General features: G+C 57.4%; 27 protein-coding genes and 2 pseudogenes. 19 read left to right on the top strand and 10 right to left on the bottom strand.

Features of this window, described 5'->3' with window-relative positions; translation table 11 throughout:
• Positions 1-33 precede the first annotated feature (33 nt).
• Entirely contained in the window at positions 34-606 is a 573-nt protein-coding gene (locus AC2CGW_RS05980; RefSeq protein WP_186663995.1) for a DUF2589 domain-containing protein, read from the top strand.
• Here the strand turns inward: AC2CGW_RS05980 and AC2CGW_RS05975 are convergent.
• The 3 genes from AC2CGW_RS05975 to AC2CGW_RS05965 are packed head-to-tail and all read right to left on the bottom strand — an operon-like array spanning position 588 to position 6,695.
• Positions 588-4,259 (bottom strand): translocation/assembly module TamB domain-containing protein, encoded by a 3,672-nt coding sequence (locus tag AC2CGW_RS05975; protein WP_288375054.1) that lies wholly within the window; start codon positions 4,257-4,259, stop codon positions 588-590. The two genes, AC2CGW_RS05980 and AC2CGW_RS05975, sit on opposite strands and share 19 nt — an antisense overlap.
• The gene (locus tag AC2CGW_RS05970) at positions 4,259-6,001 is read right to left on the bottom strand and encodes an autotransporter assembly complex protein TamA (protein WP_186663991.1); all 1,743 of its coding nucleotides are present in this window, start codon (positions 5,999-6,001) and stop codon (positions 4,259-4,261) included. Before AC2CGW_RS05970 ends, AC2CGW_RS05975 begins: the two co-directional genes overlap by 1 nt.
• A 52-nt stretch (positions 6,002-6,053) precedes the next feature.
• Entirely contained in the window at positions 6,054-6,695 is a 642-nt protein-coding gene (locus tag AC2CGW_RS05965; RefSeq protein WP_484573694.1) for a GNAT family N-acetyltransferase, read from the bottom strand.
• Positions 6,696-6,856: 161 nt separating this feature from the next.
• Here AC2CGW_RS05965 and xthA point away from each other — a divergent pair, with 161 nt between their 5' ends.
• A complete protein-coding gene (gene xthA, locus AC2CGW_RS05960) occupies positions 6,857-7,669 on the top strand; it encodes an exodeoxyribonuclease III (protein WP_186663987.1) in 813 nt (270 codons plus the stop codon).
• 6 nt (positions 7,670-7,675) lie between these two features.
• Here xthA and AC2CGW_RS05955 read toward each other — a convergent pair whose 3' ends face one another.
• From AC2CGW_RS05955 to AC2CGW_RS05940, 4 genes are all read right to left on the bottom strand, one after another.
• Complete coding sequence (locus AC2CGW_RS05955; RefSeq protein ID WP_288375056.1) at positions 7,676-8,548, bottom strand: alpha/beta fold hydrolase; 873 nt, start codon at positions 8,546-8,548, stop codon at positions 7,676-7,678.
• Positions 8,549-8,568: 20 nt separating this feature from the next.
• Positions 8,569-9,189, bottom strand: coding sequence for a LysE family translocator (locus AC2CGW_RS05950; RefSeq protein ID WP_054891533.1), 621 nt, complete (start codon positions 9,187-9,189; stop codon positions 8,569-8,571).
• A 101-nt stretch (positions 9,190-9,290) separates the two neighbouring features.
• A complete protein-coding gene (locus tag AC2CGW_RS05945) occupies positions 9,291-9,494 on the bottom strand; it encodes a helix-turn-helix transcriptional regulator (RefSeq protein ID WP_054891534.1) in 204 nt (67 codons plus the stop codon).
• The gene (locus AC2CGW_RS05940) at positions 9,491-9,865 is read right to left on the bottom strand and encodes a hypothetical protein (RefSeq protein WP_153772723.1); all 375 of its coding nucleotides are present in this window, start codon (positions 9,863-9,865) and stop codon (positions 9,491-9,493) included. Before AC2CGW_RS05940 ends, AC2CGW_RS05945 begins: the two co-directional genes overlap by 4 nt.
• Before the next feature lie 132 nt (positions 9,866-9,997).
• Between AC2CGW_RS05940 and AC2CGW_RS05935 the strand changes: the two genes are divergently transcribed.
• The gene (locus AC2CGW_RS05935) at positions 9,998-10,477 is read left to right on the top strand and encodes a GNAT family N-acetyltransferase (RefSeq protein WP_186663981.1); all 480 of its coding nucleotides are present in this window, start codon (positions 9,998-10,000) and stop codon (positions 10,475-10,477) included.
• A gap of 532 nt (positions 10,478-11,009) precedes the next feature.
• Here the strand turns inward: AC2CGW_RS05935 and AC2CGW_RS05930 are convergent.
• The gene (locus AC2CGW_RS05930) at positions 11,010-11,537 is read right to left on the bottom strand and encodes an MgtC/SapB family protein (RefSeq protein ID WP_288375058.1); all 528 of its coding nucleotides are present in this window, start codon (positions 11,535-11,537) and stop codon (positions 11,010-11,012) included.
• A gap of 179 nt (positions 11,538-11,716) precedes the next feature.
• Between AC2CGW_RS05930 and AC2CGW_RS05925 the strand changes: the two are divergent.
• The 5 genes and pseudogenes from AC2CGW_RS05925 to AC2CGW_RS05905 all read left to right on the top strand — a co-directional run.
• Positions 11,717-11,998, top strand: a pseudogene (locus tag AC2CGW_RS05925) (hypothetical protein); the annotation flags it as partial.
• Between the two features lie 2 nt (positions 11,999-12,000).
• Complete coding sequence (locus AC2CGW_RS05920; RefSeq protein ID WP_346655469.1) at positions 12,001-12,222, top strand: hypothetical protein; 222 nt, start codon at positions 12,001-12,003, stop codon at positions 12,220-12,222.
• A gap of 17 nt (positions 12,223-12,239) precedes the next feature.
• Positions 12,240-12,392: a hypothetical protein gene (locus AC2CGW_RS05915; protein ID WP_346655470.1), complete on the top strand. Its 153-nt coding sequence runs from the start codon at positions 12,240-12,242 to the stop codon at positions 12,390-12,392.
• Positions 12,393-12,746: 354 nt separating this feature from the next.
• Positions 12,747-13,040: a hypothetical protein gene (locus AC2CGW_RS05910; protein ID WP_189665166.1), complete on the top strand. Its 294-nt coding sequence runs from the start codon at positions 12,747-12,749 to the stop codon at positions 13,038-13,040.
• Between the two features lie 341 nt (positions 13,041-13,381).
• Positions 13,382-13,747, top strand: coding sequence for a histone-like nucleoid-structuring protein, MvaT/MvaU family (locus AC2CGW_RS05905; RefSeq protein ID WP_186663977.1), 366 nt, complete (start codon positions 13,382-13,384; stop codon positions 13,745-13,747).
• A 371-nt stretch (positions 13,748-14,118) separates the two neighbouring features.
• On the opposite strand, the gene AC2CGW_RS05900 is transcribed toward AC2CGW_RS05905, so the two are convergent.
• Both AC2CGW_RS05900 and AC2CGW_RS05895 read right to left on the bottom strand, forming a co-directional pair.
• Positions 14,119-15,951, bottom strand: coding sequence for a CocE/NonD family hydrolase (locus AC2CGW_RS05900; protein WP_288375061.1), 1,833 nt, complete (start codon positions 15,949-15,951; stop codon positions 14,119-14,121).
• Between the two features lie 102 nt (positions 15,952-16,053).
• The gene (locus AC2CGW_RS05895; protein WP_186720595.1) at positions 16,054-16,971 is read right to left on the bottom strand and encodes a LysR family transcriptional regulator; all 918 of its coding nucleotides are present in this window, start codon (positions 16,969-16,971) and stop codon (positions 16,054-16,056) included.
• A gap of 479 nt (positions 16,972-17,450) precedes the next feature.
• Between AC2CGW_RS05895 and AC2CGW_RS05890 the strand changes: the two genes are divergently transcribed.
• From AC2CGW_RS05890 to tnpC, 11 genes and pseudogenes are all read left to right on the top strand, one after another.
• Positions 17,451-18,212, top strand: a complete 762-nt coding sequence (locus AC2CGW_RS05890) for an ABC transporter permease (RefSeq protein ID WP_288375062.1) — start codon at positions 17,451-17,453, stop codon at positions 18,210-18,212.
• A gap of 4 nt (positions 18,213-18,216) precedes the next feature.
• Positions 18,217-19,266: an ABC transporter ATP-binding protein gene (locus tag AC2CGW_RS05885; RefSeq protein WP_186663969.1), complete on the top strand. Its 1,050-nt coding sequence runs from the start codon at positions 18,217-18,219 to the stop codon at positions 19,264-19,266.
• Positions 19,267-19,277: 11 nt separating this feature from the next.
• Positions 19,278-20,141 (top strand): ABC transporter permease, encoded by an 864-nt coding sequence (locus AC2CGW_RS05880; RefSeq protein WP_186663967.1) that lies wholly within the window; start codon positions 19,278-19,280, stop codon positions 20,139-20,141.
• A gap of 2 nt (positions 20,142-20,143) precedes the next feature.
• Positions 20,144-20,608 carry a hypothetical protein gene (locus AC2CGW_RS05875; protein WP_186663965.1) on the top strand — a complete coding sequence of 155 codons (465 nt, stop codon included), beginning with the start codon at positions 20,144-20,146 and terminating at the stop codon, positions 20,606-20,608.
• Positions 20,609-20,645: 37 nt separating this feature from the next.
• Positions 20,646-21,695, top strand: coding sequence for an ABC transporter substrate-binding protein (locus tag AC2CGW_RS05870; RefSeq protein WP_186720597.1), 1,050 nt, complete (start codon positions 20,646-20,648; stop codon positions 21,693-21,695).
• A gap of 200 nt (positions 21,696-21,895) precedes the next feature.
• On the top strand, positions 21,896-22,132 hold the full coding sequence (locus tag AC2CGW_RS05865) for a transcriptional regulator (RefSeq protein WP_353886866.1): 237 nt from the start codon (positions 21,896-21,898) through the stop codon (positions 22,130-22,132).
• 26 nt (positions 22,133-22,158) lie between these two features.
• On the top strand, positions 22,159-22,872 hold the full coding sequence (locus tag AC2CGW_RS05860; protein ID WP_288375064.1) for an OprD family outer membrane porin: 714 nt from the start codon (positions 22,159-22,161) through the stop codon (positions 22,870-22,872).
• Positions 22,835-23,107 (top strand): OprD family outer membrane porin, encoded by a 273-nt coding sequence (locus tag AC2CGW_RS05855; RefSeq protein WP_272979738.1) that lies wholly within the window; start codon positions 22,835-22,837, stop codon positions 23,105-23,107. Before AC2CGW_RS05860 ends, AC2CGW_RS05855 begins: the two co-directional genes overlap by 38 nt.
• 60 nt (positions 23,108-23,167) lie before the next feature.
• Positions 23,168-23,362: pseudogene (locus tag AC2CGW_RS05850) on the top strand (transposase); the annotation flags it as partial.
• Between the two features lie 77 nt (positions 23,363-23,439).
• The gene (gene tnpB, locus AC2CGW_RS05845; RefSeq protein ID WP_054913089.1) at positions 23,440-23,799 is read left to right on the top strand and encodes an IS66 family insertion sequence element accessory protein TnpB; all 360 of its coding nucleotides are present in this window, start codon (positions 23,440-23,442) and stop codon (positions 23,797-23,799) included.
• Positions 23,800-23,817: 18 nt separating this feature from the next.
• The coding region (tnpC, locus tag AC2CGW_RS05840; protein ID WP_484573693.1) for an IS66 family transposase at positions 23,818-25,038 on the top strand (1,221 nt) is incomplete at its 3' end.

Genomic DNA, 25,038 nt, shown 5'->3' with positions numbered 1-25,038 from the left:
GATCAGCCCTGCGAACACCCTCAACCGACGCCCATGACTTCCACCGACCTGCGCGACATCACGCGCGGACTCCAGGAAGCCGCCGCGGCAACCAATACTCTGATTGCCCAACAGTACCTCAGACTCTTCGATCAGTTCTTCGACGTGGACGCCGAGCAGCCCGGCATGCCGATGCGTGCCAAGATGGTCGAAGTGGCGATGGACGACACGCACACCCTGCGCATCCCACTGATTGCCCTGGTGTCTGCCAAGGGCCTGGCCCTGGAGCGCATGCAGGTCGACCTGTCGGTTCACGTGAAGAACGCACAGGCCCGCCAGGAAGTGCTGCAGCAGGCGAACGAGACCACTTCGTGCTCGCACTTCAAAGTCACCGTGGGCGCCCAGGCGCGCCGTGGCGAAGGACGCGACCCCGACGAAGTACAGATCCGCATGCAGTTCCAGGCCTGCGAGCCGCCCGAAGCGATCAACCGGCTGATCGAGGAGTACACCAACCTGATCCTGCCTCTGCGCACACCGCCCAAACCCACCCCGGAGCCGGGCGCGGACAGCAACCAGTTCATAGAAGCCGCCACTGTCCGCCGAGCGGGTCAGAAGTCGCGTTTGTAGAAGATGTCCAGCGAGCTCGCCAGCCCGCTGGCGGCCTCCAGATAGACCTTCTTGCTCAGTTTGTACCGCAGTGCAATGGTGTTGGCCGGCTCGAACACACCGACCCCATAACGCAGGCTGAGGCGCTCGGTCAGGTTGCCGCTGGCCACCACGTTGGTCTTGTTGCCCGAACCTTCGGTATCGAGTTGGAAATCATCGATCCCCAGGCTCGAGGCCAGGCTGCCGGTAATCCCGGCGCTCCCGGCAAGGCCCAGGCCCAAGGCCGCTTCAGCCAGCATGTTGTTATCCTCGCCCGAGTTGCCCAGGGGACGTCCCAGCACGAGATACGACAACGCCTGCTCCTGGCTCATGGCCGGCTCCGAGAACACTTGGGTGGTCGGCTGCTCGGCACTGCCGCTCAGGCGAATACCCGCGATGACGTCGTCGACCTTGCGAATCGCTTCGATGTCCAGGTATGGCTGATCGAGGGGGCCTGCGAACAGCAGGCGCGCACGGCGAATGGTCAGGCGCTGGCCATAGGCCCGATAGCGACCGTCGGCCAGGCTCAGCTCACCACGCGTATCCAGGTTGTCACCGATGTGCACATGGCCCAGCAGATTGGCGGTCAGGCCGAAGCCGCTGAACGACAACTTGTCACGACCGACTTCGACATCGATGTCCATCGCGACCGCCATCGGCGGCGTGCCCTCTTCGGTCTGGTGGCCGACAATTACCGTGTCGTCGGAGACCTTCACCGTCGAAGGCGGCAGCTCGCGGACGGTGATCTTGCCCTTGGGTACCTGCACCTTGCCGGTCACTGCCAGCTTGTCGCCGGACAGACGAATGTTGAGATCCGGCGCAACCTCCAGAGCGGCATAGGGTTCAACGTTGACCGGAAGTTGCTGGCCCTGCAAACGCAAGTCGACAGCCAACGCCTGCCCCCAGGCCAACTCGCCGGTCAATTGCCCGCGACCGACCTCGCCACTTCGCCAATCACCGCTGATCCGTACCTGCTCCCCGGCGACGAGCGCACGCAGCGACAGGTCTTCCAGGCTGACCGGCAACTCGGCGCCACTGACATGCCCGCCGCTAAGCACCAGGTTGCCGTTGATCTGTGGCGCCAGCAAGGTACCTGACAAGCGCCCGTCTCCGTTGAGTTGCCCAGCCAGGCGCTCGACCATTGGCACGAAAGGCCGGGCGATCGACAGATCCAGCCCGGAAAGGCGAAACTCGCCAGAAAGCGGTTTGTCCCGGCCCAAGGGATCGATGCGTGTCGACAGGTTCAACTCACCCAACCGGTCGCCACGAAACGCCAGCGACGTGTCAACCCGCCGCGGAGCCAAGGTACTGTCCAGGCGGAGCGTCTGGTAGGGGAAGTCGATCCAGCGCCCGTTATCGCGAACCCGCAGCGTGCCGCCGCTGGCGTCGATGCGCACCGTGCCTTTGGGGCCGCTGGCCGGCATATCCAGGTTGATGTCGGCATTGAGCATGCCTTGCCAGGCGAAATCCTTCGGCAGCCACTGGGCCAGACTGTCGATGGGGAACTGCTTGAGGTGGTAGCGCAAACGTGGATCCGGCGCCAGACGCTGATCCTCGCCACACAGGCTGGCAGCGCCGGAGCGCCAGCAATGTGCACCGAAGTCGAGCTGGCCGTTGGCCAGGCGTTGCAGGCGTGCGGGGGCTTGCAATTGCCAGTCCTGACCGCCCGCCTGGATACGCCCGCTGGCCAGGCGGCCACGCCAATCACCTTTACCGAGCGTGCCATCCAGTGCAAGGTCGAGCTTGAGCTGGGGTCCATTCAGCGCCACTGTCAGCGCCTGCTGACGGATATCACCTTTGCCCGTGGCATCAAGATTGCCCAAGGCCGTTTCGCCCAGGCGGATATTGCCGGCCTTGAGGGTGATCAGTCCACGCTGGGCGCTGTCCAGGCGTGCGTCGAGATCCAGGCGCTGTATGCGGTTGTCGGCCTGGGACAGCTGTTGCCCCTGAAGACTAAAGACACCCTGCGGCGCGGCCAGCGTGCCAGCAAGGTCGAGGCGGCCTTTGACCTGCCCCTGCAAACGCGGCCAGAGCTGGCCGAGGCGCGGCAGGTCGAGGTCGATGCGACCGGCCAGGCGCTGCTGCAGGCTGCCACTGCCGTTGATCCGGTTGTCGCCCAACTGGATCGCCAGCGCACCGAGCGTCCACGCCTCACCTGCACCTTTGGCATCAGCCTTGAGCACCGCCGGCTGGCCACGCAGGCGCCCCTTGAGGTCAAGTTGGGCCTCGAGCTGCAGACGCTCGCTCTTCAATTCGCCCTTGCTGCGCAAGGGACCTGCCAAAGTGCCCGGCAGCTCCGCCAGCCAATAGGCTGGGTCGAGCGCCGACAATTGCAGATCGACATCCCAGGTAATCGCGTCGGCAAAGCCCAGCGTCACGGCTCCCGACGCCTTGCCCTGGCCAGCAAGCAGTGCCAGCTGTGGCAGGCGCACCTGGGTCAGGTCGCCAGCGAACGGACTGGCCAGGCTGAACGCACCGGCCGGGCCATCGAGATCTCCCTTGAAATCACCGTTGTAGGTGCCGTCACGATAGTGCACCTGGGCATTGAAACGCTTGAGCGTAACTTGCGGTGCTTCGTCCATCGGGTACAGGCGCAGCCAGGGAAAGTCGAGCCAGTCGATCCTGGCATCGGCCGTCAGCCCTTGCTGCCAGTCGGCACTGGCCTGCAGCGCGAGTCGCTGTGTCTCACTGGCCGTGAGATCCAGTGTCTCGAGCCGGGCACCCTTGGCATCGACCTTGCCATTCAGGGCCAGGGCAATTGGCCCCTGCTCGGCCGGAAGGCTGGCGGTGCCCTTGAGCAGGTATCCCTTGAGCAGGTCACCCTTGGCCTGAAGGTTGACCTGGTTCAGTTGTAGCGGATCAGGTAACGAGGCAGATGGACGGAACGCTTGCGCGCGGATCTGCAGTGTCGCGGGCAGGTGATCGGCCAGCGCCTGCAGCTCACCCTCGAGCTGAGCCTCAAGGTAACCCGTGCTGGTGCCCTCGAGGGTCAAGGTCTTCTGCAGGTCGCCTTTGGCATTGAGCACCAATTGCCAGGCCTGACCATCCACTGCCGGCAACTGCAGCGTGGCATCGGCCTGAAGCGGCCAATCTCCCTGGGGCAGGAGGCTGCCCTGCAGGCTCAGGTGCAGGTCGTCACGCTGCAATTGCAGGGCGTCGATACGCAGGCCTTCGGTCGTCCAGTGGGCGGCCAGTTGCAGGTCGCCGAGCAGGTCGCTGCCATCCAGGCGTAATTGACCGACCTTGACCTCACCCAGCTCGATGGCGATCGGCAAACGCAACTCAGGCAGTTGCAACGGCCCGGTGTCCGGCTGCGACTCACTCGCAGCGAACGCCATGTCGATACGTTCGGCCTGCAACCGCTGCACGCACAGCGTGGCGCGCAACAGGCACGACGGCGACCATTGCAGTTGCGGTGCCTGCAGCTCGACCCGACTGCCATCCTGGGCCCAGACCAGGTGAGCAGCCTGCCATTGGCCTCCCAGTCGGCCCTGGAAGTCCTCGACCTCAAGCCCCGGTACCAGGCCCAGAACCCAGCGGCTGCCCGCTTGCGTTCCCAGTACCAGCGTTGCGCAAAGCCCCACCAGCAGCAACAAGCCCAATACGATCGACAACGCAGGTTTGAGCAGACGCATCACAGTTCAGGCCCCATGGAGAAATGCAGCCGGATACCACCGTCATCATCCAGCGCGCGCGCCAGGTCCAGGCGCAGCGGCCCGACCGGCGAAACCCAGCGCACGCCAATGCCGACGCCGGTCTTGAGGCTGGGCAGTTCCAGCGAATTGAACGAGTTGCCCTGGTCGATGAAGGTCGCCACGCGCCATTTCTCCGTGAGCGAATACTGGTACTCGGCACTGCCGGCCACCAGGTAGCGGCCACCGATACGGTCGCCCTTGTTGTTCTTCGGCGACAGCGTCTGGTAGTCATAGCCCCTTACGCTCTGGTCGCCACCGGCGAAGAAGCGTAGTGAGGGCGGGACGTTCTGCTGGTAGCCGTTGGTAGCGCTGCCACCGAACTGCACGCGCCCGAGGAAGCGATGGTTTTGCCCCAGGGTGGTGAGGCCCTTGAGCAGGACATTGCCATGCACCAGGTTGGTGTCCGAGCCCAGCCCTTCCTTGGCTGCCTGCAGGTCGAACTGCAGGCGATAGCCATTGTGCGGGTCGATGCGATTGTCACTGCGCAAGTAGGAAAAACTCACGCCAGGCATCAGCAGGTTGCTCAGCCCGGAATCGTCACCCAGGCGGTACTCCTCGCGCTGGTACTTCAGCGAGATCACCCGCTGCCAGCCGCTGGGCAATTTGCTGTGCCATTCGGGGCCGACGGTCAGCAGTTTGCTGAGGGTGTCGGTGCCCGAGATCTCTTCGTTCTGGTAACCACCGGCAAAACGCAGCTTGTCGGTCAGCGGAGGGTCCAGGGGGATGTCATACCACAGGCCGACGTTCTGCCGAGGCGCCGAGAGCTCGGTCTCCCAACCATAACTGTGGCCCTGGGGGTTGACCCAGTGCCGCGTCCAGTTGGCCTTGCCCCGTGGCCCCACGTCGGTCGAGAAGCCCAGGCCCAGCCCCAGCGTTCGCGGCTTGCGGGTGTCCAGGCGCACGTCCACTGGCACGACGTCATCGACCGCCGCGGTCGGCGCCGCATCGACCCGTACCCCGTCGAAATAGCCGCTGGACTGCAGGTCGTTGTTCAGCTCGGCCACCAGCTCGGAGTCGTAGGGCGTTCCTGGCTTGAAGCCGACCATGCGTTGCAGCAGGTCGTCGTCCAGTGGTGCGTCGCCGCCGAAGGTCACCTTGCCCAGGCGATAACGCGGACCACTCTGGTACACCAGTTCGATATCCGCGACGCCCGCTTGCGGGTCTACCGCCAGGCGCTGACGGGAAAAACGCCCGTCGAAAAAGCCATAGCGCGAAGCCTGGTTCTGGATCAGCCGCTTGGCGTCCTCGTAGACACCATGGTTGAGCTGTTCGCCCTGGCGCAATGCCTTGCTGTCGGGAATGCGAAAGGCCTTCATCTCGCTCGCCGGGCCTTCGATGCGCACGGTCACATTGCGCAGGCGCACCGGCTCGCCCGGGTCGACGCGAATGATCAGTTGTACGGGTTGATCGGCCTTGCTCGGCGGCTTGACCTGCGTGTCGATCTGCGCCTGGTAGTAGCCCAGCGCCTGGGCCGCCTTGCGCGCCTGCTCCTCGGCGCCCCGGCTGAACCGCAGCAAGGCCTCCTCGTCGCGATCGCCCAGGCTGCCGATGTAGCCTTCGATATTGGCCTGCAGCGCCTTGTTGGACGGTTTGACCCGTACCAGCAGTTCGCTCTGGCCCCATGCTGTGCAGCTGGCGGCGAGCAACAGCACGCCCCAACCGAGTCTTCCTGAATACGTCATGCGGGGCATGCTACCAGAGCGAAGCGGCAGCGTAAGCTGCGGGTAGTTGCGATCAAGCAATTGCTGGATTGGAGGACAGCGGATTCGGATGAAAGAATACCCTCTCGCGGATTGGTCCGATCGCGACCTCGCCAATCTCCTGATAGCCCTGGCGCTCGTAAAACGCTAGGTAATGGACATTGCCAGTGTCCAGTATCACGCCCTGGGTATCCGGATCGTCGGCGCACCAGTCGTGTACTGCCTGTAACAATTGCTCACCATAATGCCGCCCCTGGAACTGCGGGTGCACCCCCAGCAGAGGCAGCACGTGGACCTGCTGGCTCGGCATGCACGCGGCCAGTGCCGCTTGGTACTCGAGGTAACGACGCGTGCAGCGCCTGCCCGCGCCCAACAGCATGCGCAGGCGCCAGGCCCAACTGTCGGCCACCCCCAGGCGACGTTGCGGCGGCACGATCAGCGCCTCACCGACCAGGCGATCATCGACCAGCACACCGATTGCCGGCAACTGCAGGTAGAAATGCTGGCGCACCCATTCGCGCACCATCACTCGCAAGCGTCGCTCATAACCCCTGCGCTGTGCATCGAACAGGTAGGCAAAGGTCGGCTCGTGGCGATAGGCATGGTAGAGCAGCGAACGCACTTCGCGGCTGTAGCCATCGTCGAGCAGGCTGATATGCGCCGGGGCGTCGGACATTGCGATGATCCTCCTGGAATGTACGTATCAGAGCCTTGGAGGTGTCCTGTCGCACATCGTTCCCCCACCAGCACGTTAGCAGCGCGCCCCCCACGCTGCCACGCTGGTGATGACGGCCGATGTCAGCTAGCATCCGAAGCTTTTACCAGGATCGGCTTTCCATGAAGATCGTCTCGTTCAACATCAATGGCCTGCGCGCCCGCCCGCACCAGCTGGCTGCGCTGATCGAGAAGCACCAGCCAGACGTTATCGGCCTGCAGGAAACCAAGGTCAGTGACGATCAGTTCCCGCTGGCCGAAGTACAGGCCTTGGGCTATCACGTACATTTCCATGGCCAGAAGGGTCACTACGGGGTTGCCCTGCTCTCGCGCCAGGCGCCACTGTCGCTGGTCAAGGGCTTCAGTACCGATGAAGAGGACGCCCAACGCCGCTTCATCTGGGGCACCTTCGCCGATGCCGACGGCACCCCGATCACCATCATGAACGGCTACTTTCCCCAGGGCGAAAGCCGCGACCACCCTACCAAGTTCCCGGCCAAGCAACGCTTCTACAGCGACCTGCAGGCCCTGCTCGAAGACCAGTTCCGCAATGACCAGCCATTGGTGGTGATGGGCGATGTGAACATCTCGCCCCAGGATTGCGACATCGGCATCGGTGCCGACAACGCCAAGCGCTGGCTCAAGACCGGCAAGTGCAGCTTCCTGCCCGAAGAGCGTGAGTGGATGGAACGCCTCAAGGGCTGGGGCCTGGTGGACAGCTTCCGTCACCTGCACCCGGAAGTGGCAGACCGTTTCAGCTGGTTCGACTACCGCAGCCGCGGTTTCGAGGACGAACCCAAGCGCGGCCTGCGCATCGACCTGATCATGGCGTCGCAGGCACTGCTTCCACGCCTGAAGGCGGCAGGCGTGGACTACGAACTGCGGGCGATGGAGAAACCTTCGGACCACGCCCCCATCTGGCTGGAACTGGCCTGACCAGGCTCAACCGCGCAGGAACGCCTCGACCGCCTGCGCGGCGCTCACCGGGTCTTCCTGCATGAAGCAATGCCCACCCGCCACCTGCCGCTCGCTGACATTGGCATTGAGCCCCACCAGGCGCCGCACCGAATGCGGCACGAACGGGTAGGTGGTTTCACCATGCAGGATCAGCGTCGGGGTGGTGATGCGCTGCAGGCTTGGCCACATCCGCGCCGGGAACGAGCTGAAGATCTCCACCTCGCGGCTGGGCCGGCACTTGAGCACCACACCTTCGCCGCAATCGCCGATGGCATGGCCGATATATGCGTGAAGCGCCGCATCACTCCACCCCTTGAAGATGCCCCGCCCCTGCAGCGACGCCAGCGCCGCCTCGCGGTCCGGCCAATGGCTGCGCCGGGTTGCGGCCTTGCGCGCCAGGGCATGGCGCTGGTGCAGGCCCACCAGTGCCGCTGCGCCCATCACCCCGATCATGCGGCGACTGAACAACACCGGGTCGAGCAGTACTGCACGCTCGAACAACCCAGGCCTGCTGGCGAGAATCAGCCCGGTCAGCACCCCACCAAAACTGTGTCCGAGCGCATGGCGCGGCACATCGCCAAACACCTGGCGTCCCGCCTCGAATGCTTCCAGGACCAACTCCGCAGTGCGGTTCCAGCCACGAAAGGCGCCGCCGTGATCGCTGTCGCCGTGCCCCTGGACGTCGCACAACCACAGGTCGAAGTGCTCCCCCAGGCGCATCAGCATGGGCTCGTACGCCAGGCAGCAGAAACCGTTGCCGTGCAAGAAATGCAGCAACGGCTTGCCGCTCGGCTCGGAATGCCAGCCGCGTAGCGTGAAACCTTCCGAGCAATCATGGGACCAGGGAATCAGCTGCATCGTGTACCGCACTCATCGAACTAGGAAAACGACGATTCTACAAACAGCAGCGGATACAACGAAATCACCAGCAGCAAGGCCATCAGGACATTGAACAGCATCAGCCAGCGAGGATTTTGCAGAAGGTTGCGCAAGGCGCTGCCAAACATGACCCAGATCCCCACGCTCGGCAGGTTGACCAGGGCGAACAGCGCGGCGATGACGATGACGTTGAGCACATAGCCCTGGGCCGGGGTGTAGGTCGTGATCGCACCGACCGCCATGACCCAGGCCTTCGGGTTGACCCACTGGAAAGCAGCCGCTCCCCAGAAGCTCAGGGGCTTGCGCGTCCCTGCGGCATCCCCGGAGATCGGCCCGGAAGTGGCGATCTTCCACGCCAGGTACAGCAGGTAGGCAGCCCCTACATAACGCAGGATGCTGTACAGCGGCGGCCAGGCCTTGAACAGTTCGCCCAGCCCGAACCCCACGCCCAGCACCATCAGCATGAAGCCGATGCTGATGCCCATCGCATGGGGGATCGAACGGCGCACACCGAAGTTGACGCCGGACGCCAGCAACATGGTGTTATTCGGCCCTGGGGTGATCGAAGAAACGAAGGCAAACAGGATGAATGCGGTGAGCAGATCGTATGAGCCGAGCATGGCAGGGACTTCCGTCAGGTACTGATTATCGTGTCATGCCACACTAGCGGAACCCCTCTCGCGCAGACCGGTACAGTTACCTTAAATTACACCTATACACATCACTGTACCGCCGCAGAGGGATCGAAGATCTCTTCGATACTCAACTCGAAAACGCCGGCAATGCTGAAGGCCAGCGGCAGGCTGGGATCGTAGCGGCCGGTCTCTATGGCATTGACGGTCTGGCGCGAAACACCGAGTCGCTCGGCCAGTTCGGCCTGCGACCAGCCACGCCCACTTCGCAATTCTCGGATGCGGTTGTTCAACGGTAACGCCTCACCCCGATGAAGGTCCCCAGCGCCCACAACGGCCCCATCAGGCTCCAGACCATGAACATCGACAAACGTGGGAAGCCTGCGGTCTCCAGAAAACCGTAGCTGAAGGTCAACAGCGCCGTCGCGACGAATGCCAGCCCCAACGCCTCCAGTTGGATGCGCCGGACCATTTCATCGAGGCTGCGCAGTTGCTGCACCACAGCCCAGGCCATACCGATCATGGCCGGCACCGGCACCAGCGCCACCAGGGTCTTGGCAACCCCTGGCGCCATGGACGCGAGGAAATGGCTGCTGACCAGCACACAGGCCATATAGGCGACGAGGAACAGGACGAATGAAATCACATGACGTTTGTGCAGCATGCCAACAGCCTCGGATGTAAAGTGTGTTTTACATTGAGGGCGAGGCCGCGCACAATGTCAAGCTTGCTTTACATCTCGGCAAGCCGGCCCAGGCCCATTACCATGGTGCCCGCCAACCACAAGGAAGCCTTCATGAGTCTGACCATTCGCCCTGCCCGCCGCACCGACGCCGCCCAGATCCTCGCCTTCATCACCGAGCTTGCCGACTACGAGCGCGCCCGCCACGAAGTGGTAGCGACCCTGGCTGATATCGAGCACAGCCTGTTCGATGAAGGCAGCACCGTGCACAGCCTGATGTGCGAGCGCGACGGCACGGCCATCGGCTTTGCCGTGTACTTCTATAGCTACTCAACCTGGCTGGGCCGCAACGGCATTTACCTCGAAGACCTGTACATCACCCCCGAACAACGCGGCGGCGGTGCTGGTCGCCAGGTACTGCGGCACATCGCTCGCGAGGCCGTAGCCAGAGGGTGCGGGCGCCTGGAATGGAGCGTACTGGACTGGAATGAACCGGCTATCGGTTTTTACCAGGCGCTGGGCGCAGAAGCGCAAGATGAATGGGTACGTTATCGCCTGGATGGCGAGCGCCTGAAGGCATTCGCACAGGGGTAAGCCGCGCCCGACCACACGACTGTGTCAAAAGTGTTACCCGGCCCCGTCCACCCAGCAAAAAGTCGGGTAACACGGAAACAATTCGAGAGATTTTCAGGTCGTGAAAAATCGCCTCAAATCTCTAAGCCATTGATTTTAATGGATATTGAAAAGTTGGCACGGCATCTGCTTTATCTCTGGCACAACAAAAATAAAAAAACGTGACACCCCAATAAAAACAACATGCACCGGCTCTGACATAACAAGAACAACACGGCAGAGGCGCAGCAAGCAGATTTTTTTGGAGTAGACACGCGTTCCAGGGGTTCGTCCCCGCGACCTGACGCAGAACAACAAAACTACCTTGAGGTAGCGACTGTCAGGATCGGATCAGCAATGATGAAGGCAGGTCAGCGCCCAAAAAAATACGTTTGCTCTTGGCCCCGGATAGGGGCCCGGTTACACCGAAACAGGCTGACAAAAACAACAACAGGCCGGTTTTCAATAATAAAAAGAGCAGGCAACAACGCTTTGAGGGGAGCTTCGGCTCCCCTCAGTGCTTTGTGTTTTCCTCATTATTCGCCTCACCACCCTCCCCCTCGACCTTCTCCACCAGCACCGGCATGCTGCTCAACACCAGCAACGCCAGCACCGTGCTGACCAACGCCGTCGCCTCGCGCCCCATGCCCGCCGCCGTGCCGATCGCCGCCGTCATCCACAGGCCTGCCGCCGTCGTCAGCCCTTTAACGTGATTGGTGTCCTGGCCATGGCCCTTGAGAATGGTGCCCGCGCCGAGAAAACCGATCCCGGCGACGATCCCCTGTATCACCCGGCTCAGCGCCTGTGCATCGGCACCGGCCATGCTCGGTGCCAGCACGAACAGGGCTGCCCCCATGGACACCAGCATGTGTGTCCGCACCCCGGCCGACTTGCCCTTGTGCTCGCGCTCGAAACCCAACACCGCGCCAAGCACCGCCGCCATCAGCAGACGCACGAGAATCCGCGTCACCTCGCCTTCATCGGTGATGTCGGTGAACTCTACCCGTATCGCTTGCCAGACATTCTGCCACCAGGAATCCATGGGCTTCTCCACACCAGCGCCTCGTGGCGTATTGAAAGGTGGACCGCGACAGTTGCCCGGAGTGCGGCAGCATCCGCCCGGCGGAACGATGCAGCAACCCGAAGCACGCTGTGGTCACACTCGTAACCACCTGCGGAGGGTAACGTCATGCCGGTAGAAATCGACGAAAGCAACCAACGCTGCTGGTAGCCCAAGATGAGAGCTTGGTTGTGCAGGAAGTCCAAACTGTCACTCCATCCTGGATGAACAAGGATGGCAGTTGGAAGATGGAGAAGCTCACGTCGCTTTCGATGGGACACAACCAGGCTGGTGTGGCCGTCTGTGTTCTGGAAGTAGAGGGTGGTGCTGTGTACATCGATACGCATGAGCAGGGTCTCGGTGTCGACTCGCTAAACGGGGTCAAAGAGCTCTATCGACGCGGTATGGCTCAGGCCAACGCTGGAGAGCCTCGGAGGGCTTAGGGATGTCAGAGGTCAACACGGTGAAGGTGGACTACCTCGTGAAGCGCTATTCGGACTTCGACCTGTTGCGTATTGCTCGAGCTGTAGGCCAAGAGTACGAGGACGAGGTCACCGCGTCTCTGGTGAATGTCCACATTCATCGACTCAGTGCCGTTGGCGTCGTCTTCGGGCATGTGCGGCAAGGGCCTCATAGCCGATTCGCCGATTCTCCGATGGGCATCTGATCCAGACATCCGACATCGTGAATATTAAGAAAGAAGGCAAGTTCTGGGTGATCACGACCATGAACTCCAAGTACGTCGTGGCTACCTTTCGCCGTGATGGTGGGCGCCATAGCTTGAGGGACTTTTGCCGCCTGGTGGGTGACCACTTCCCCAATACTCAACTGCACTGATTTAGATCGAGCCTGAGCACGCCAAGGTGTGCCCAAGGCCTTCCCCTGCCTGAAATTTGGGCCAGAGCAAGGAGCTGTAAGTGTTTATAAAGTTTGAATACCTAAAATTTGCTGGCTGCCTAGAGGATATTCGAGTTTTCGACCATCTCTCGGGTTTCGTGCAAGCCATCATGAAAATTGATGGGGTGTTAGCCCCCCAATGTCAAAGTTCCGATTCAGATTTATGAAGAGTTAGAGCAAGGATCTCATGTTGAGTTCTATGCTCTTGTGCAGAACTCAAAAAACAAGGTTAAAAATACTGCAATTGTTCTTGCAGCCAAGACTGCCAGTGGCAGGCTCCTACGCGTGCCAAGCATGCGCTACAAAGTGCAGTTGCATTTTTGGGTAATTGCTACGATCTGGGCTGCTGTGGCATTTGTTTTGAGCTGGATTGCCCTGGTCTTCGGATCGGATTTTTTGATGGGCAGCCGCTCGATGTCGCTGCAATGGGCTTTTATCAGCTCGGGCGCCTCAGTCATAGGACTGCTGACAGGGGGATTCTTTGTGGGTTGCGGTATTTACCTGTTTCACAACACTTCAGGCCTTGACACGTGGAATTCAATTGCACCCTCGTTGCTTGTAGAGCGTTTCAGCAAACTGCACCGCTGATCCTTGGGCGGGCCGCATTCGCGGACGGCTGTCGTGAACCAGGCCTCACGTTCGTGCTGCCCGGCCCTGCGGGCTTCCATCCTCACGCCTTCAGCCTTCCTAACTTGCGCGCTCCGCTTGCGATTTGGTCGCAAACCCAATGGTTATGGGGCTTGTAACGTGGTTTTGGGAATGCAACGTTGGCGCTGTTACATTCCAGAATTAGCGTTACAACCCTAGTCACTGAAGGGCGGGCCGCTCTGCCGGATCATGGGGCTTGGCCGATCTGAGAATGCTATGACTTTCTTCAGCCGATTCTGTAATCTTGATAGATCATTAGCCTCCTAAAGGAAACCGTCCCCATGTCTCGTCTCGTAGAATTCCGTCGTTTGGAGCAACAACTCGCTCAGCAATTGGCAGAACTCGAAGCCATGAAGGGTGACTCGGGCATCAAGGCGGAGATGGAGTTTGAAGAGAAACTGCGAGCCTTGCTCGGTGAGTATGGATACAGCCTGCGCGAGGTGATCAATATCCTTGATCCCAAGGCTTCGGCACGTGCTCCCGCCCTTGCCGCCCAAGAGAAGACCAGCCGTAAGCCTCGCGAAGTAAAGGTCTATAAAAACCCGCACCACGGCGAAGTTGTTCAGACCAAGGGCGGGAATCATGCGGTTCTGAAGGCCTGGAAAGCTGAGCACGGCGCTGAAACCGTCGAGTCCTGGCGCCAGTGAATATTGCGCCTTGACGCAATGAGTATACGAAAGTTAGCCTGATTGTGTATGTATCCGACACCAAACCCTCTTAGAGGAAGTGACCTCTTTAACGGCACCTTAAACCCAGCCGTGGAGAGTCGGAGACTCCGAGCAAGATTTTAAAGAACCGCCATTTCTGGCGGTTTTTTTTCGTCTTAAAGGGTACTGCGCGGAGGTTTATTACGTGTAATACGTATGCTGCCCAGAATAGTTCCACACTTGCTGCGAGGCCTCACCACATGCCAGACCTCGCATTTTTGTGACCTACTTTATTGTGGTTCAAGCCATACTGGATGCTGAAGAACCCTCAAGCTCCAACTCATAGCTGGTACATCTGTATTGGCCACACCTCACCGTGATGGAACGATGATCTTCGATGGATGCGAACCGCCACGCAGAATTTTCAATCGTGGTGGGCGACCGTGAGGAATTTGGCCACAGTGATCGCTATCTGCTCCTGCGAACGACACCCGAATCTTGCTGCCAGGCTTGAACGCCCAAGCCGTTGGAGTTAGTGCAAGGCGAATATGCTCCGCTGTTCCCGGATGCATTACTTGCGCGTCTTTCCGCGCAAGGCTCTGATATGGCCAGGTGGTGCGGTAGGTCGCTGGTGGCGTCGTTTCCTTGCGCAGAAGTGCTCGCAGCAGCCCCTCAGTGACATAGCGCTCTGTTCCGTCTGACTCGATCTCGCTGACGTAGACGAACAGTGCGGCATCAGGCTGATTGGATTCGACCCAGAAGTCCGCAACGATATGGCCGCAGATATCCAGGCCATCAGGTAGCGATGCTGTTGTGTAGCTCAATAGATCCTTTGTTCGCCCTTGCCAGTCAGCATAGTAAATACGGCTGTCTACGCCAGCAATTCGCTCGTACCGAGTACCGTTACCGCTGCCATGACGGAAGTCGACTTGATACTCGTCTTTGGCACCTTCCTGGGGCGGCTCGGCGGACAGCTTTTGGTTGTTGCCCAAGAACAGCACCGAATCAATCTCGGTCGGTGGCCACTGCTCAGCAGCACACCATTGTTCGTCGTGCATGCTGAAATAGTGAATTGGTGCTTCTTGGTCGAGACCGGTTGGGCGCTGCTGCAGGTAATGATCGAAAAAGCGCAGCAACTCGGGCATCAAACCGAACTGAGCAGTTTCCTCGAGACGCCACGGGGACACATTGATACGTGCCCCATGATCCCAGGGGCCTAGCAGCAGGTGCTTCGGGTTTTCACTCAGAGTGAGGAACCGCGAGATTGCTCCGTTCATGTACCCGGTGCCATCCATCCAGCCAGACACCGAGTAGATGGCGAGGTCACTGCGGGTGCCTGCACAGTAATAGTGGGGGCTGAAAGTCGCGGGCGTGAAGTTTTTATCGTAGGGCAGGCAGTCATCGCTGAACTTGAATTCAGCCATGAAGTCAGTCTGCCTGAAGTTGGCCAAGTGCTCTTGAATAGCAGCGGCACACATCTCGCCGTTGTGATCTTCGTCGACCGGCTGTGGGCCTTGGAAGTCTGGATGATTAAAGTACGCGAACTGCCTCAAGACGTCGCGGCGGTCATGATCTAAGCCAATCATGATGTCGTCGTACAGGCGAGTTAGTGACTTAACCTGGATACCCCCAGGGTAATAATTGTCACGGTAGGTATCCCATACCGAAAACAGAGGTGCGATGGCCTTGACCGCAGGGTGGCCGGTACTTGCGAGGAAGTCAGATGAGGCGCCGAGGTACGAAACGCCTGTGGCACCAACGCGCCCGTTCGACCATGACTGGGCGATGATCCAATCCACAACTTGGACAGTATCAGCTCGCTCAGCTGGAGAGCGGAAGCTATCACGGCTACCGAAGCTTGCGCCTGTACCACGGACATCGACCACTACCACTGCGTAACCGTAGGGCACGAACTGGTCACGGTACTTGAAGGTGTTGGGACTGCATTCTTGCTTCGAACCTTCTGCAACCTTGAAACGACGATAGTAGGGCGTGAAGACGACGATTGCTGGGAATTGCCGATCAGCGTGAGCATCGATTTCCGTCTGAGGGAGAAAAACGTCAATCGCGATCTTGCAGCCATCTCGCATAGCGATGTACTGGGACGCGGGGGCCGAAGGAACGGTGAAGTCGCGTTCCCGCCTAGCCAGGTATTCACTCGGGGGCAGCCGCCAAGCTACACTGCCAATATCTGCATCTGACATCAAATCTCTCCACCGCAAATCAAGGTTGACGGCAGCAGATTGCGACTTCTTGCAACGTGCGTAAAGTTCGTAAATTTAATGATTATGTGCGTTTAACGCATATTAAGCATAGCGTTGCTGATCCCGGATTGCTGATATTCGCTTCTCCGCATGCTCCTTGATCAAATTGGCCAGTTCGTTCACCACTCCACTGCGCTCCTGCCAGGCTGGGAAAATGAAACCGTAGTCCAAAGTGATAGCTGGCTGAAACGGTCGAAGCACAAGAGGCACCTCGCTTGAGGTTGCGATGAAAGGATCCGAGATTGCGATACCCAATCCTCGAGCAGCAAGCTGGCACGCGAGGATGCCATTAGTCGTTTCGAACCTGATGTTTGGCTGAGGTTGCAGGGACTCCGTGACTAGACTCAATGACTGACGAATCAAGGAGCGAGGATGGAGAGCAATCAGCGACTCCCCCGAAAGGTCGTCTACGGTAATGACTGGTTTGGATGCAAAAGGGTGGTCGGCACTCATGGCAGCTACCACCTCTACGCTGATGAATGGCTCAACCTCTAACAGGGGGTTCTCTAGGGGGAGTACGGTCACGCCGAGATCGAAGTTTTCCTGACCAACCCATGTCTCAATATCGAGCCTCACCCGTGAATCGATGCTTGCGGAAAATCGCGCTGAGCGTTCGGCCATTATGGCTAGCGCATCGTTCACGATGGCGTTGCTGAGATGAGGGGCAGTCAGTACTCGAACGTGGTTATTTTGTCTGGCTTTTAGACGGCCAGCGAGCTTTTGAAGAGACTCCTGGCTAGCCAAATGGCGTTCAACCTGACGATAAAAGCTCCATCCATCTGGAGTAAGACTGAGTCGTTTTTTGGTGCGTTGGAACAGCGCAAATCCGACCTCTTCCTCAAGATTGGATAGCAGCCTACCCACTTGCGGTTGCGTGCGGTTCAGGCGTACCGAAGCCTGAGTCACTGAACCTGTTTCGACAAAAGCGCGGAGGGCCTCAAGGCCTTTCGTCGTCAACATAGCCTGCTCCAAACATGCATTTTTCGCATGTATAGCAAAAATTTTCGCACTTTACACAGGTTTTGTGACGGATCATTCTCGACCTACAACAATTCGGGAAGAAATCCCGTTGCCCTGATCAAGGGCTTCATCTTCTTAACGAAGATTGCTTACTCGTATGCTGCCACTAATCACAAAAACCAGGCTTCCGAGAGGAGTACGTCAATGAGTTTTCCTTCCTATCACCCTCATCGTAGTGACGTTCATCGCCAGCCATCAGAAGGCTTGGGCAATGAGTGCTATCCCTATCCAGAGAAAAGCTAAAAGCGCATTTGCTTGAGTTGTTCTCGTTGCTCATCGCAAGGATGCGCCCAAGTTTTTTCTATGTGAGGGACATCGTCATGTCCAGCGTTGCCGCTTCAAATATCTCAGCAGCTACGGCACCCAAGGTTAGGCGGCGAGTGAGATGGTCATCTTTGCTACACCGGGTATTCGTTTGCATGATGTACTTCTTCATGCTCAGCCCGCTCATTTTCGTTGTATGGATGAGCTTCTTTGTCGATGCCATCCCGCATTTCCCACCATCTGGCTACACGCTGAAGTGGTACGAAAGCGCCTGGCAGAACTCGTCATTCATGAATGGCTTGGTGCTTAGCTTTCAGGTAGCTGCTGTAGCCTCGATCACTGGGGTCATTCTCGGAGTAGCCGCTGCGCTCGGGATCGTTCGGAATGGTTTCCTGGGGAGCAAGTTCGTCAACACTCTCCTACTATCTCCACTCCTTATCCCAGGCATCGTGGCAGGCATCGCGATTTACCTGTTCTACATGCGAGCTGAAAATGTATTAGATACGGACATCGTAGGCACATTCGGTGGGCTGGTAATCGCTCACGTATGCCTGACCATCCCGTGGACGGTGCGCTTGGTTTCCACCGGTATGGCAGGCCTAGACCCTTCGATTGAAGAAGCTGCACGTAACCTCGGAGCGTCCAGCTGGGCGGCATTTCGCCGAGTCACGCTGCCCATGCTTCGGCCTTCAATCGTTGCAGCTTCGCTGTTCTCCTTCATTGTTTCTTTCGAGAACCTGGAGCTGTCGTTGGCCCTAGCTGGCCCCGGTAAGACGACGCTTCCAATTGCAATTATGCAGTACCTCGAATTCAACCTCGACCCCACCATCGCTGCAGTCTCTGCCGTTCAGATTCTGTTGCTAGGAATCGTGATGTTGGTGACCGACCGTTTCGTCAAACTCAGCCAAGTGGTGTAGCGCTATGTCCAAAGTATCTATCAACAAGTTGAAAAAACAGTTTGGCGATGCGGTAGCGCTCGAAGACTTTTCGCTGGAGATCGCAGACGGCGAGTTGGTCGCATTCCTAGGCCCAAGCGGCTGCGGTAAAACGACCACGCTTCGGATGATCGCAGGGTTCATTGAACCGACAGCGGGAAGCATCCATATCGGCGAAACTGACGTCACAAACCTGCCAGTTCATAAGCGTAACACTGGTATGGTCTTCCAGCGTTACGCCCTGTTCCCACATATGACGGTGGCCCAGAACGTCTCATTCGGCTTGGAGATGCATAACGTTTCCGGCAAAGAGCGTGATAGTCGAATCGCCACGGCCTTGGATATGGTGCGGATGACCTCATTCCGTGATCGCTACCCTCGCCAATTGTCTGGAGGCCAGCAGCAGCGCGTAGCGATTGCCCGAGCATTGGCCATTCAGCCCAAAGTGTTCCTGCTCGACGAGCCACTCTCCAACCTGGATGCCAAGCTTCGCGTGGAGGTGCGTGAAGAGATTCGCTCGCTGCAACAGAATCTCGGTCTTACCACTGTCTTCGTAACGCATGACCAAGAAGAAGCCCTTGCCATTTCTGACCGCATGGCAATTATGTACAACGGCAGAGTTCAGCAGATTGGTTCACCAAAGGAACTGTACGATTCTCCGAGCAACCACTTTGTAGCTGACTTCCTTGGACGGATGAGCTTCTTCAAAGGAAACCTCGTGGCGAATGGGCGTTTTGTGAGCGAAGCCGGCACCAACATCCAAGTCGCCAGCGGTCAGAAGGTTGGACGAATTGGTATCCGTCCGGAGCGTATCAATGTGGGAGCCCATCCGGAGTCCGACAACGTATTTGATGGCTGGGTCGAATCGGCTGCTTACCTTGGTTCCCTCATCGACATCCGCCTGCGCCTGCAGGGTGGGGACATCTTAAATCTGCACGTACCCAATAATGCTTCCTCAGCAAACACAGCCATCGCCCCTGGATCGCCACTTGTTGCTTCGTTCCGCTCCAGTGATTGCGTTCTGTTTGCAGAGTAAAAGGTGAAAGTATGAGCGGCTCTTCTCAAGTTACAGGTGCAAGCATTGCGTTTCCAGCATCTGTCGTAGTTTTAGGCATCATAGTCGTACCACTGTTTCTCATGATGGGTTACAGCTTTAACCATTTTGATCCAATGGACTTGATGGTGGAAACTTTCACACTAGAGAACTATGTAAAGTTTTTTAGCGATGAGTATTACCGTAAGGTCTTTATTTCCACCCTCGGCGTTGCCGCCCTGTGTACGGTTTTTGCTCTTGTACTGGGCTTCCCTGTCGCGTACTTTTTGGCAAAAACCCAGAGTCGCTACAAGAGCCTGTTCATTGTGCTGCTCGTGTTTCCACTCATGGTAGGGAACGTTGTTCGTGCGGCTGGTTGGATGGTGATCCTGGGTAATGTCGGTGTGGTCAACGCAACGCTGATGTGGCTGGGTATCACCGATGAACCTATCAAGTTCATGTACACACCCTTTGCAGTGATCGTTGGCACTACTGCAGTAGTCATGCCCTACATGATTCTTACTCTTCAAAGCGTTCTAGAGGGCATCGACTTCTCGGTTGAGGAAGCGGCCCAGAATTTGGGGGCTACATTCGCTACCACCTTCCGTCGCGTCGTGCTACCCATTGCAGCTCCTGGCGTAGCAGCGGGAACCATGCTTGTGTTCATTCTCTGCATGAACGCATATGCGACCCCGGTTTTGCTGGGCGGTACTGGTTTAACCATGATGGCTCCTTCGCTGTATGACCAGATCGCAAAAGCATCAAACTGGCCATTCGGCGCCGCCATGGCGTTGGTACTCATCGTCACAACATTGCTCCTCGCAACACTGTCCAACTGGTTGATTCACCGCAATTACGTCAAAACCATGGGAGCCTGACGATGGTCGTTCAAAACGTCAGTTTCATGAAGGCTCTGGGTGACCTAGATGAAAGGCTCGCTCAGCAAGTAGGTCATAAATACATGACGGTACTGCTTTACGATAGCGGTGCCGATGAGGCAGAGCGCGTTTATAGCAGCAACCCTCAGGTTTTCCCTGATCGAGGACGGAAACCAATGGATCAAGGGCCAAAAATGGCGTTCGTTCGCGATACAGGCCTAGCCTATGTTGCAATTGATCGGTTTGAAATTGAACGTGATTACCCAGACCACCAAAAAGTTTTCGCTATGGGATGCGCCTCTCTGTTGAACGTTCCAATCAAATCGCCTGAAGGCGTAATTGGTCAAGTCAACCTCATGCACGATGAGTATTACTATGATCACGGAAAAGTGAAGTTGGCGCTTCAACTTGTGTCATCATTTTTCAATGAGTCCCCCTCCGTTAGATCGCAAGGGTCAGCGGTATAATGAGATATAAATCTCATCCTTAAACCTGGAGTTCGCTATGTTTGATATTACTCGGCGTAAGTTTTTGGGTGGTGCTGCCGTCACTACTGCCACTGCTGCTGCCGCACTTTTTTTACCCCGATTCTCTTTCGGTGCATCTGATACGCCCTTGGTGGTAGGAACTTGGGGCGGAGACTTTGGCGATTTGCTTCGTTCGAGTGTAGACGTGCTTTTGAAGCCGCAAGGCATCGAGGTTATTCAAAGCATTGGCTCACCAACGGAGCGCCGTACCAAGGTGCTAGCTGAGAGACTTTCCCGACGCAGTTCGATGGACATATGTTGTCTGGCTGACTTTGATATGCAGGCCGTAGCACAGCGTGATGCATTGGAAGCAATCACCGCTGATCAGGTGCCGAACCTCGAAAATGTACTTCCCTTCCTAAGGCAGGAATTTTCGATACCGACTATCTACTCGGCACATGTCATTGTCTATAACACTGACCGTATCAAAATTCCGCCGAAATCCTTTGCCGACCTTTGGGATCCCAAATATCAAGGGCGAATCGGACTGTCTGACTTCCTCTTCAATACAAATATCGCGGTAGCTGCCTTAGCGGGTGGCGGATCAATGACTGATTTTACCCCCGCCCAGGCCAAGCTAGCAGAGCTTCGCGCTCTTGGTGTGAAAATTCTTCCCTCCACCGAGGCCGTGGCTGCTGCCTTGAAGTCGGAAGATATTTGGATCACAGTCATCTCGAAGGCTCGGGGATACATGTGGAAAAAAGCCGGGATGCCGTTGGCATCTGTCGTACCCACAGAAGGTGGGTATCCCAACGTTTACGGTGCGGGAATTCCTAAAAAATCTAGAAGGAAGCCAGAGGCCTCCCAATACCTCAATGCCATGCTTGATCCACGGGCACAAATCGCGTTCGCTCAAAAAATGGGTTACGTCCCAACAGTCTCTAATGCCTCATTGCCAGCAGAGCTGGACAAGCAGATCAACTTCACCCAAGCAGAGAAAGATCGAATGATGAAACCTGATTATGCATACATCATTGCAAATCAATCCAGCATGCTGGAAATGTGGAATAAAACTTTCAAAGGATAGATTAGCTGTTTCACTGGTACGTTTACTACTGGGCGAAAAAGGCCTGCTATTGATTTGTGGATTATTTGCTAGAGCACGTGCTCATATTTAGTGTTAATTAACTGGGCATTTTTTTGATGGCCGGAGCGGCACTGCCGTAGCTGGCGTTAGCAACTGGGAGATCTGTTCTGTCGCAATGCCCAGGATAAGTGGAGGTTCCGATGTCGCATACCACCTTGGGCGTTAAGGTTGACACAATAACAAAGCAAAGACTTAAGTCAGCTGCCGAAAGGATAGATCGTTCCCCGCATTGGCTTCTTAAACATGCTGTTCTGGAATGGATATCTAGAGTAGAAAGCGGGGCTGACATACCTGATTTGTTGAATGCGAGCGTGCTTGAGCTGGATCGACAGCGTAACAGCTTAATGCTCCGCAAGAAAAAGACTGACTGCCTATAACTAAAACTATTTCCCGGGAGCAGCTCATGTGTGTAGTACGTTACTTTTTTGTATCAGCGGCTGCAGTTATGGTCGCGCAAACCAATGCCACTAATTTCATCCAAGACAGCAAAGCAGTAGTTAGCTCGCGAACACTTTACCTCAACAACAACAATCGAGAAACAGACGGGCAGGATCAACGCCAAACAGCACAGGGCTTTAAAGTAGACTTCTCTTCTGGCTATACATCTGGAATTGTGGGATTCGGTCTTGATATTCAAGCAATAGCTGGATTTAACATTGATGGCGGCATTGATCACCCTACGCAGGCAACTTCCAATTCAATGACTCCTGTCGACAGCGATGGTACTCCTGTCTCCAGTTGGTCTCGGGGAGGTGGGAATCTCAAAGCTAAGGTTTCCGAGTCCGAACTTGTCGTGGGGAATGCACTTTCATCTACCCTGCCAATCTTGGTTATTAATGATGGCCGGCTGTTTCCACAGACGTTCGGTGGAGCAATGCTCACGGTCAAGGAGATCCCTGGACTGACACTAGCAGCTGGTAAGCTGACTCAAACTGCTAGCCGGGCATCCAGCAACTACTCGGGGCTCGCTGTCGCAGGGGGGGCTAAGGGTAGCAATGACCTCCAGTATAGGGGTGGAGATTGGCGACCGCGAAATGATCTGTTGCTGCAGTATTATCACGCTACTCTGAAAGATTACTATGATCAGGATTTTCTTTGGCTTAGCAAGAACTTTTAAAATTGACGAAAGACAATCACTACAAGCCGAGCTTAGATATTTCAATAACAGATCTAATGGTCGAGCGGGGCAATCTGACTACTTTTTTAGCAACATGGGTGGCTATGCTGCAAAACCTGGTAAAGTGAAGAATAATACTTGGTCAACGACCATAACTTATACCGTTAGTGGTCACACAGTTTTGATTGGTCACCAACGAGTAAGCGATGATGGCTCCATGGTTTCTGTAAACTGAATCGCCCCTGGTTTCCTAGACACCTCCAAGCCTCATAATGAGGCCCAAATAGGAGGTGCCATGAGTCGTCAGCGTTACCCTGAAGAATTCAAGATCGAAGCGGTCAAGCAAGTGACCGAGAAAGGCAAGCCTGTCGCTGATATTGCCCAGCGCTTGGGCATGTCTGTTCACAGCCTCTACGCCTGGATCAAGCTCTACATCAAACCCCAAGAGCAGCGTCAGCAAGACGATGACCAGCAAGCCGAACGTAAGCGCTCCATGAACCCCACATTCAAAGCGCTTACCTGATCCCCGATGCTGTGCTCCCGATTTCTTTCTGGAGTCCGCCGACCATGATGCGACCCGACGCCAAAGTCGAAAAAGTGTACCTCTACCCCAAGCCCGTCGACTTCCGAAAGTCCATCGATGGCCTGGCTGCGCTGGTCGAACTCGATATCAAAGTGGCGGTGTTCGACCCGGTGCTTTTCGTCTTTCTCAACAAGCCGCGCAACCGCGTGAAGATCTTGTACTGGGAACGCAACGGCTTCTGCCTCTGGCTCAAACGCCTGGACTCCGAACGGTTCAAAACCTCACCCGATCCGACTGACGTGGCCATCGTACTGACCGTTCAGGAACTGAACTGGCTACTCGACGGCTTCGACCTCTGGCGCAACCGTCCGCATCAGGTTTTGACGCCTCGATACGTCGCCTGATTCGGTATAATCCGCGGCATGATTTCCATGCCCGAAGACCTCCCTGACGATCCTGTTCTGCTCAAGCAACTGCTTGAGCAGATGATCAACGAGCGCGCGTCCGACAAGGGCAAGATCGTTCATCTCGAAGAGGAAGTTGCGCTGTTGCGCCAGCGCCTGTTCGGGCGCAAGACCGAGCAGACAAGCGATGCGGCGACGCCACAGTTGCCGCTCTTCGACGAAGCGGAAAGCCTGGCAGAACCCTTGGATGAGGCTGGCGATGAAGAAGTCGTTGCGCCGACCAAGCGCCGTGGTAAACGCAAACCACTGCCGGCTGATTTGCCGCGTATCGAGGTTGTCCACGAACTGCCCGAGCATGAGCTGACGTGCGCTTGTGGCTGCCGCAAACATGCCATTGGTGAAGAGGTCAGCGAACAGCTTGAAATCGTCCCGATGCAGATTCGCGTCATCAAACATGTTCGCAAGGTGTATGGCTGCCGCAACTGCGAGTCAGCGCCCGTAACGGCGGACAAGCCTGCCCAGGTGATCGAGAAGAGCATGGCTAGCCCGAGTGTGCTGGCCATGCTGCTCACCACCAAATACGTAGACGGCTTGCCGCTTCATCGCTTCGAAAAAGTGTTGGGGCGCCACGGTGTCGATATCCCGCGCCAAACCTTGGCACGCTGGGTGATCCAATGCAGCGAGCATTTCCAACCGCTGCTGAATCTGATGCGCGAAAGCCTGTTGAGCAGTCGGATCATCCACTGTGACGAAACACGTGTGCAGGTGTTGAAAGAGCCGGGTCGTGGGCCCAGCAGCCAATCCTGGATGTGGGTACAAACCGGCGGCCCACCTGATCGCCCGGTGATCCTTTTCGACTACGCCACCAGCCGAGCGCAGGAGGTGCCGACGCGCCTGTTGGATGGCTATCGCGGCTATGTCATGACCGACGACTACGCCGGTTACAACGCGTTGGCCGCGCAGGACGGCGTGGAGCGATTGGGCTGTTGGGCGCACGCACGCCGCAAGTTCGTCGAAGCGCAGAAAGTGCAGCCCAAGGGTAAAACCGGGCGCGCAGACATCGCCCTGAATTTGATCAACAAGCTGTATGGCATCGAGCGCGACCTTAAGGGCGGCAGCGATGAAGATCGTAAGGCTGCCCGCATGGAGCGCAGCCTGCCATTGCTGGCTCAACTGAAAAGCTGGGTAGAGAAAACGCAACCTCAGGTCACGACGCAGAATGCCTTGGGCAAGGGCATC

This window comes from Pseudomonas sp. SYWMCR5, from assembly GCF_057197165.1.
This window is presented reverse-complemented; position numbering and strand designations above follow the sequence as displayed.

What these genes read in the sequence shown, in the direction of transcription:
- AC2CGW_RS05980 (WP_186663995.1), top strand. Translation starts at nt 34, where the DNA reads ATGACTTCCACCGACCTGCGCGACATCACGCGCGGACTCCAGGAAGCC.
- AC2CGW_RS05975 (WP_288375054.1), bottom strand. Translation starts at nt 4,259, where the DNA reads ATGCGTCTGCTCAAACCTGCGTTGTCGATCGTATTGGGCTTGTTGCTG.
- AC2CGW_RS05970 (WP_186663991.1), bottom strand. Translation starts at nt 6,001, where the DNA reads ATGACGTATTCAGGAAGACTCGGTTGGGGCGTGCTGTTGCTCGCCGCC.
- AC2CGW_RS05965 (WP_484573694.1), bottom strand. Translation starts at nt 6,695, where the DNA reads ATGTCCGACGCCCCGGCGCATATCAGCCTGCTCGACGATGGCTACAGC.
- xthA (WP_186663987.1), top strand. Translation starts at nt 6,857, where the DNA reads ATGAAGATCGTCTCGTTCAACATCAATGGCCTGCGCGCCCGCCCGCAC.
- AC2CGW_RS05955 (WP_288375056.1), bottom strand. Translation starts at nt 8,548, where the DNA reads ATGCAGCTGATTCCCTGGTCCCATGATTGCTCGGAAGGTTTCACGCTA.
- AC2CGW_RS05950 (WP_054891533.1), bottom strand. Translation starts at nt 9,189, where the DNA reads ATGCTCGGCTCATACGATCTGCTCACCGCATTCATCCTGTTTGCCTTC.
- AC2CGW_RS05940 (WP_153772723.1), bottom strand. Translation starts at nt 9,865, where the DNA reads ATGCTGCACAAACGTCATGTGATTTCATTCGTCCTGTTCCTCGTCGCC.
- AC2CGW_RS05935 (WP_186663981.1), top strand. Translation starts at nt 9,998, where the DNA reads ATGAGTCTGACCATTCGCCCTGCCCGCCGCACCGACGCCGCCCAGATC.
- AC2CGW_RS05930 (WP_288375058.1), bottom strand. Translation starts at nt 11,537, where the DNA reads ATGGATTCCTGGTGGCAGAATGTCTGGCAAGCGATACGGGTAGAGTTC.
- AC2CGW_RS05920 (WP_346655469.1), top strand. Translation starts at nt 12,001, where the DNA reads ATGTCAGAGGTCAACACGGTGAAGGTGGACTACCTCGTGAAGCGCTAT.
- AC2CGW_RS05910 (WP_189665166.1), top strand. Translation starts at nt 12,747, where the DNA reads ATGCGCTACAAAGTGCAGTTGCATTTTTGGGTAATTGCTACGATCTGG.
- AC2CGW_RS05905 (WP_186663977.1), top strand. Translation starts at nt 13,382, where the DNA reads ATGTCTCGTCTCGTAGAATTCCGTCGTTTGGAGCAACAACTCGCTCAG.
- AC2CGW_RS05900 (WP_288375061.1), bottom strand. Translation starts at nt 15,951, where the DNA reads ATGTCAGATGCAGATATTGGCAGTGTAGCTTGGCGGCTGCCCCCGAGT.
- AC2CGW_RS05895 (WP_186720595.1), bottom strand. Translation starts at nt 16,971, where the DNA reads ATGTTGACGACGAAAGGCCTTGAGGCCCTCCGCGCTTTTGTCGAAACA.
- AC2CGW_RS05890 (WP_288375062.1), top strand. Translation starts at nt 17,451, where the DNA reads ATGATGTACTTCTTCATGCTCAGCCCGCTCATTTTCGTTGTATGGATG.
- AC2CGW_RS05885 (WP_186663969.1), top strand. Translation starts at nt 18,217, where the DNA reads ATGTCCAAAGTATCTATCAACAAGTTGAAAAAACAGTTTGGCGATGCG.
- AC2CGW_RS05880 (WP_186663967.1), top strand. Translation starts at nt 19,278, where the DNA reads ATGAGCGGCTCTTCTCAAGTTACAGGTGCAAGCATTGCGTTTCCAGCA.
- AC2CGW_RS05875 (WP_186663965.1), top strand. Translation starts at nt 20,144, where the DNA reads ATGGTCGTTCAAAACGTCAGTTTCATGAAGGCTCTGGGTGACCTAGAT.
- AC2CGW_RS05870 (WP_186720597.1), top strand. Translation starts at nt 20,646, where the DNA reads ATGTTTGATATTACTCGGCGTAAGTTTTTGGGTGGTGCTGCCGTCACT.
- AC2CGW_RS05865 (WP_353886866.1), top strand. Translation starts at nt 21,896, where the DNA reads ATGTCGCATACCACCTTGGGCGTTAAGGTTGACACAATAACAAAGCAA.
- AC2CGW_RS05860 (WP_288375064.1), top strand. Translation starts at nt 22,159, where the DNA reads ATGTGTGTAGTACGTTACTTTTTTGTATCAGCGGCTGCAGTTATGGTC.
- AC2CGW_RS05855 (WP_272979738.1), top strand. Translation starts at nt 22,835, where the DNA reads ATGATCAGGATTTTCTTTGGCTTAGCAAGAACTTTTAAAATTGACGAA.
- tnpB (WP_054913089.1), top strand. Translation starts at nt 23,440, where the DNA reads ATGATGCGACCCGACGCCAAAGTCGAAAAAGTGTACCTCTACCCCAAG.